Below are 6,625 nucleotides of genomic sequence, written 5' to 3'. Positions count from 1 at the left end.
ACCTAAGTTAGTTGGTGCGCTTCACCAAGTGCCCACATTTATTGACTGTTAATTGTTAAAGAACTGAAATCTTTTCTACCCAACCGGACTACTTATTCATCCAGTCTTGCGTCGCAGCGTTGTGTGCATCAGCAGCAGAGAAACGAGATTATGAAGCACTTATTCGCTACTGTCAACACCCTGTTTTTATTTCGTTTAGATTAAATCTTTTAGAATCAATCTCTACTACTTCAGGATATTTTCAGACCTTGGCTTTCCGCGTCATTTCTTTCGCTCAAACCAAGAATTACTTCACTTTCTGCACCCGCTCTTCAGCGGGAGGCGAACTATAGCAAATCCACCACCTGTTTTGCAAGAGAAATTTTCTTTATGCGCCAAACTTTCAAAAAATGAATTACGCTTATGTATGTATATGACATGAGGACATGAGCAAACAGAAGCAGGCCTATGAACTATTCACTCTTTGATGACGCCAGCGATATGCAACCCTGGACAGAAAGTATCTGCGAAGGTGCGGTGATACTCAGGCATTTTTCAGTGAGTCACGAAATTGCATTGCTGGATGATATACAGCAAATATTGAGCAGGCACCCTTTCCGGCAAATGCGCACTCCCAATGGTCACCGTATGTCGGTCGCCATGACTTGTTGCGGCGAGGTGGGCTGGGTATCAGACAGTGATGGCTATCGCTACAGCGCATATGATCCTGAAAATGGTGAGCACTGGCCTACCATGCCAGACAATTTTTATTCACTAGCCGTGCAAGCGGCGCAAGAAGCTGGCTTTCCCGGCTTCAAGCCAGATAGCTGCCTGATCAATCAATATCAGCCGGGGTCACGCCTTAGCCTTCATCAGGATAAAGATGAAAAGAAATTTGGCGCACCCATCGTATCCTTCTCACTGGGCATACCAGCGACATTTCTTTTTGGTGGTATGCAACGCAGTGATGCTGTCCAGCGCTATCATCTGGCACATGGTGATGTCGTAATCTGGGGTGGCGCAGCCAGATTGCGTTACCATGGTGTAGCACCAATCAAGGAAGCAGCGCATCCACTACTGGGGGCACAAAGAATCAATCTGACGTTTCGTCAGGCTATGTGAACAGAAGACCGCTTAGCTTCTCATCACCAAATTCATCAGCAAATAACAAGACAAATAATCCCATATGCCATTTTCGCTAGATAATCTTTTAGTCATAGGAATCTCTTCCCGCGCCCTGTTTGACCTGGAAGCGGAAGAATCGATTTTTCAGGAGCAAGGCCTGGACGCCTATCGCCAGCACCAGATCAAGGAAGAAAGCAGCATATTGAAACCAGGAGCAGCTTTTGCCCTGGTCAAGGCCTTACTGAAACTCAATGAGCTGACACCTGGCCACAGGCTGGTTGAAGTTGTCATCATGTCGCGCAATTCGTCCGAAACTTCTTTGCGCATATTTAATTCCATCGCCCACTATGGCCTGGACATCACACGCGCCGCCCTATCGGGCGGATCACCACTGGCACCCTACTTGCTGGCTTTTAATGTCAGCCTGTTTTTATCCCTGCATGAAGATGATGTGCAAGCGGCCATCAATTCAGGCGTAGCGTCGGCCATGTTATATCGCCTGCCAGAAAATGCTGCAGACCCTGAGCAAATTCGCATTGCCTTTGACGGTGACGCCGTCATTTTCTCAGATGAATCTGAGCGCATCTATCAGGAACAGGGTGTGGAAGCCTTTGAACTGCATGAAAGAGAAAATGCCCTGAAGCCTTTGCCAGAAGGGCCCTTCGCCAGATTGCTGCTGGCCTTGTCGTATCTGCAGAATAATTTCAAGGCGCCTGATGGCCGTGCCTTCCCGCTACGCACTGCTCTGGTGACAGCGCGCGCCTCACCCGCACATGAAAGGGTGATACGCACATTGCGCGCCTGGAACATCGCTATTGATGAAACCTTCTTCATGGGCGGCGTCAACAAGTCTGCAGTATTAGCAGCCTTCAAGCCGCATATGTTTTTTGATGATCAACATGGCCATTGCCTGCATGCGTCGAATGTTGTGCCAACTGGCCGGGTGCCGGTTAAACAAGCCAAATAAGCAAGCTAAATAAGCAGGCCAAAATAAGAGCACTGAAAAACAAAAAGCCAGCCCCATACATCAAGGCTGGCTTTTTTACATCTTAAAGATGATTAGCGTTGTGCTACCGCATCTACCACACACAAGGCTGTCATATTGACGATACGGCGTACTGTTGCAGATGGCGTCAAAATATGCACGGGTTTGGCACAGCCCAGCAAGATAGGACCAATCGCGACATTATTGCCTGCAGTTGTCTTCAGCAGGTTATAGGCGATATTTGCTGCATCGATATTTGGCATGACGAGCAAATTCGCATCGCTCTTCAAGGTCGAATCCGGCATCATTTTCTTGCGATAGCTAGTATCAAGCGCAGTATCGCCATGCATTTCGCCGTCAACTTCCAGATCAGGTGCATCGCGCTGGATAATTGCCAGAGCAGCGCGCATTTTTTGCGCTGATTCACTATTGCTGGAACCAAAATTTGAATGCGACAGCAAGGCTGCTTTAGGCATCAGGCCAAAGCGGCGCATCTCTTCTGCTGCCAGAATCGTGATCTCGGCAATTTGTTCTGCCGTCGGATTTTCATTGACATGCGTATCGACCAGCACGACCTGGCGATCAGGTAAGACCAGGCCATTCATGGCAGCATAAACATTCACACCTTCGCGCTTGCCCAATACCTGATTGATGTAATTCAGATGCAGGCCTGTGGTACCAAAGGTGCCGCAGATCATGCCATCTGCATCGCCCTTATGGATCATCATGGCACCAATCAATGAATGGCGGCGGCGCATTTCCAGTTTGGCATACTGCTCAGTCACACCTTTACGGGCAGTCATCTGGTGATAGGTCTGCCAGTAATCGCGATAGCGGTCGTCTTGCTCCGGATTGATGACCTCGAAGTCTTCACCAGCTTTCAGACGCAAGCCAAATTTTTCTATGCGCTGATCAAGAATGTGCGGACGGCCCACCAGGATAGGCGTCGCCAGTTTCTCATCAACAATGACCTGCACTGCCCGCAAGACTTTTTCTTCTTCACCTTCGGCATAGACAATGCGCTTGCGGTCAGCGGGTGCTTTTTTGGCGATCTGGAACAGTGGCTTCATGAAAGTACCACTGTGGTAGACGAACTGCTGCAACTTCTCAACATAAGCCTGCATGTCCTGGATAGGACGCGCAGCCACGCCACATATTTCTGCTGCACGCGCTACTGCTGGCGCTATCTTGATCATCAGGCGAGGATCAAAAGGTTTGGGTATCAGGTATTCAGGGCCAAAGGACAAATTACTGATGCCATATGCAGATGCAACTACGTCTGATTGCTCCGCTTGCGCAAGTTCTGCAATCGCATGAACAACCGCGATTTCCATTTCACGTGTAATGGTAGTTGCACCACAATCCAGCGCACCACGGAAAATGTAAGGGAAGCACAAGACATTATTAACTTGATTCGGGAAGTCAGAACGTCCTGTCGCCATGATGGCATCATCACGCACAGCCTTGACTTCATCAGGCAGGATTTCTGGCGTAGGGTTGGCCAAAGCCAGGATCAGAGGATTTGGTGCCATCAGCCTGACCATATCCTGCTTCAACACGCCAGCAGCTGACAAACCCAGGAAAATATCTGCGTCAGGCATGACATCACGCAGGCTACGGGCAGAGGTCTCCTGGGCGAAGCGTTCTTTGTCCGGATCCATCAACTCAACGCGGCCTTTATAAACCACGCCAGCCAGATCAGTGACAAATATATTTTCCAGCGGGAAGCCGAGATCGACGATCAAGTCCAGGCAAGCCAAAGCAGCTGCACCAGCACCAGAGACAACCAGCTTGGTATTTTTAATCGTTTTACCAACCACTTTCAAACCATTCAGGATTGCTGCACCAACGATAATCGCTGTGCCATGCTGGTCATCGTGGAAGACCGGTATCTTCATGCGCTCGCGCAGTTTGCGTTCTATATAGAAGCATTCTGGCGCTTTGATATCCTCCAGATTGATGCCGCCAAATGTAGGCTCAAGTGAGGCAATGATATCTACCAGTTTGTCAGGGTCAGATTCACTAATTTCGATATCAAATACATCAATACCGGCAAATTTCTTGAACAGTACGCCCTTGCCTTCCATCACCGGCTTGGATGCCAGCGGGCCGATATTACCCAGGCCAAGTACTGCAGTACCGTTGGTGATGACACCTACCAGGTTGCCACGGGCCGTGTATTTGAAAGCTGCCGTTGGATCCGCGACGATTTCTTCACATGGCGCAGCAACACCAGGGGAATACGCTAGGGCCAGATCACGTTGATTCGTCAATTGCTTGGTAGCAGTGACACTGATTTTGCCAGGAGTTGGAAATTCATGATATTCCAGCGCTGCCTGACGCAATTGTTGACGTATTTGCTCTTTTTGATCTGACGAATCCATGTGCTTGACCTTCTTTCTATTTTTTTGCTTACGGAAATCTTACTGGTAGAGATTCTAGCAGAGGGAACCCTCTAACTTTATACGTATTTGTACGACTCTTATGCTTTTCAAGCATAACCAAATGCAATTTATTCTGTTAAACAAAAATGCATAGTCTTTAACTATTGAATTAATAAGATAAATTGCCTTTTCAAATCAATTATTAAAATCTATGATCTATCTCACGTTGATAGCAAATGCAAACAACATCCACAGATAACCAAGGAGAGCATCATGAGCACCCAGGCAAACCCATCCGTCACTATCCAGAACCTTGAATCCGCTTTTGCCGGCGAATCCATGGCCCATATCAAATACCGTTATTTCGCCAAACTGGCTCGTGAAGCGGGAGCAATCGACATTGCAGAAGCATTTGAAGCAACCGCTGATCAAGAAGTCATGCATGCCTTCGGCCATCTGGATTTGTTATACCCCAAAACCCAACTGACACCGCAACGTGCACTGGAAATTGCCATCGAAGGTGAGACTTATGAATACACAGAAATGTACCCAAAATTCCGCCACCTCGCTGTGGAAGAAGGCAACCATGCTGCTGTCGCTGAATACGATGAGCAAATCGCAGAATCTAAGGAACACGCTGAAAACTTTAGGCGGACTTTAGAAATCGCCGCCAAACGCTTTGCTGCGCTGGCCAAAGTAGAGGAACGCCACGCCAATCACTACCGTGCTGTGCTGGAAGCCAATCAGGCCTGAGCCCCGAAAAACATTCAATTAAAAAATACAGAGGACACCATGAAAACTTATCAATGCATCGTATGCGGCTTTATCTATGAAGAATCCAAAGGTTTGCCAGAAGAAGGCATCGCCGCTGGCACACGCTGGGATGATATTCCAGCCGACTGGGAATGCCCCGATTGCGGCGTCGCCAAAGCCGATTTTGACATGATAGAAATCTGAGGTAGCCATGAAACCCATCGCCATCATCGGTTCCGGCCTGGCTGGTTATACAGTCGCCAGAGAATTCCGCAAGCTCGATAAGACCACACCCTTGATGATCGTCACTGGCGATGATGGCGGCTTTTATTCCAAGCCCATGCTGTCAAATGCTTTTGCAATGGGCAAGCAGCCGCAACAATTGCAAAGCAAAACGGTAGATCAGATGGCAGCCGAACTGACTGCCACTATCCTGACCAAAACTCTGGTAAGCGGCATTAATACAGAGGCGCAGGCCATACAAACCAAAGTGGGTAGTTTTGATTATGCCCAGTTGGTGCTGGCGCTTGGTGCGCAAGCCATACGACTGCCTATCGCCGGCAATGCGGCAGACCAGGTTTTGTCTGTCAATAACCTGGCTGACTATACCGTCTTTCGCGAGAAGCTGGCGCAAGCTGGTGATAAAGCCAGGGTCACCATACTCGGTGCAGGTTTGATAGGTTGTGAATTCAGTGATGACCTGGCCAGTGCAGGGCATGAAGTCACCTTGATAGATCCAAACGCCCTGCCGCTGGCAGCCCTGGCGCCGACATCTATTTCGCAAGGCTTGCATACCGCACTGAATGCAAAAGGTGTACAACTCAAACTGGGCACCACAGCCAGCCAGATTGATATGCTGAATAATGCTCTACAGGTGACGCTGTCCAATGGAGAGAGTTTTAACACTGATGTCGTCTTGTCGGCGGTCGGCTTGCATGCCGATATACGCCTGGCACAGGCAGCACAATTGCAGACAGATCGCGGCATCATTATCAATGAGTATGGTCAGACCAGTGCGCCCGACATCTTCGCACTTGGTGATTGTGCACAGTACAAGCAAGCAGACGGCAGCCAAAGCCTGATGCCCTACGTTGCCCCAATCATGACTGCAGCGCGGGCGATTGCGCTGAGTCTGACGGGTCAGTTGACTACGATAGATATGAAACCGGCGGCCGTGCTGGTCAAGACACCAAGTTACCCAGTTGCACTGATCCCCCCCGCGCTTGCTGCCAGCAAATCAGGCACCTGGGAATCAGATCATGCGGATGGTGTCACAACTAGCCGCTACTTTGATGAGAACAAAAGATTGCATGGCTTTGCAGTTGCCCCGCAAGATGCCAAATCGAGAAATGCATTGATTGCAGAATTAACAGAAGCACAAGCAATGCGCCCGCGTTGA

6 protein-coding genes are annotated in these 6,625 nt (G+C 49.1%); 5 read left to right on the top strand and 1 reads right to left on the bottom strand.

What is annotated here, in order from left to right; all coding sequences use genetic code 11:
• Window positions 1-447: 447 nt before the first annotated feature.
• Window positions 448-1,101 (top strand): DNA oxidative demethylase AlkB, encoded by a 654-nt coding sequence (alkB, locus tag AC07OI_RS29105; RefSeq protein ID WP_495259573.1) that lies wholly within the window; start codon window positions 448-450, stop codon window positions 1,099-1,101.
• 64 nt (window positions 1,102-1,165) lie between these two features.
• The gene (locus tag AC07OI_RS29100) at window positions 1,166-2,071 is read left to right on the top strand and encodes a 5'-nucleotidase (RefSeq protein ID WP_492709412.1); all 906 of its coding nucleotides are present in this window, start codon (window positions 1,166-1,168) and stop codon (window positions 2,069-2,071) included.
• 92 nt (window positions 2,072-2,163) lie between these two features.
• Here AC07OI_RS29100 and AC07OI_RS29095 read toward each other — a convergent pair whose 3' ends face one another.
• Window positions 2,164-4,473, bottom strand: a complete 2,310-nt coding sequence (locus AC07OI_RS29095; protein WP_492709410.1) for an NADP-dependent malic enzyme — start codon at window positions 4,471-4,473, stop codon at window positions 2,164-2,166.
• A gap of 273 nt (window positions 4,474-4,746) precedes the next feature.
• Between AC07OI_RS29095 and AC07OI_RS29090 the strand changes: the two genes are divergently transcribed.
• From AC07OI_RS29090 to AC07OI_RS29080, 3 genes are read left to right on the top strand one after another with little or no spacing between them, the layout of a single operon-like run.
• Complete coding sequence (locus AC07OI_RS29090) at window positions 4,747-5,226, top strand: rubrerythrin family protein (RefSeq protein ID WP_495259572.1); 480 nt, start codon at window positions 4,747-4,749, stop codon at window positions 5,224-5,226.
• 39 nt (window positions 5,227-5,265) lie between these two features.
• The gene (locus tag AC07OI_RS29085; RefSeq protein ID WP_110258335.1) at window positions 5,266-5,430 is read left to right on the top strand and encodes a rubredoxin; all 165 of its coding nucleotides are present in this window, start codon (window positions 5,266-5,268) and stop codon (window positions 5,428-5,430) included.
• Between the two features lie 7 nt (window positions 5,431-5,437).
• Complete coding sequence (locus tag AC07OI_RS29080) at window positions 5,438-6,625, top strand: FAD-dependent oxidoreductase (protein ID WP_495259571.1); 1,188 nt, start codon at window positions 5,438-5,440, stop codon at window positions 6,623-6,625.

This window comes from Undibacterium sp. GW821-FHT07F11, from assembly GCF_059418665.1.
Note: the sequence above shows the minus strand (reverse complement) of the source record. Positions and strands in the feature narration are given on the sequence as shown.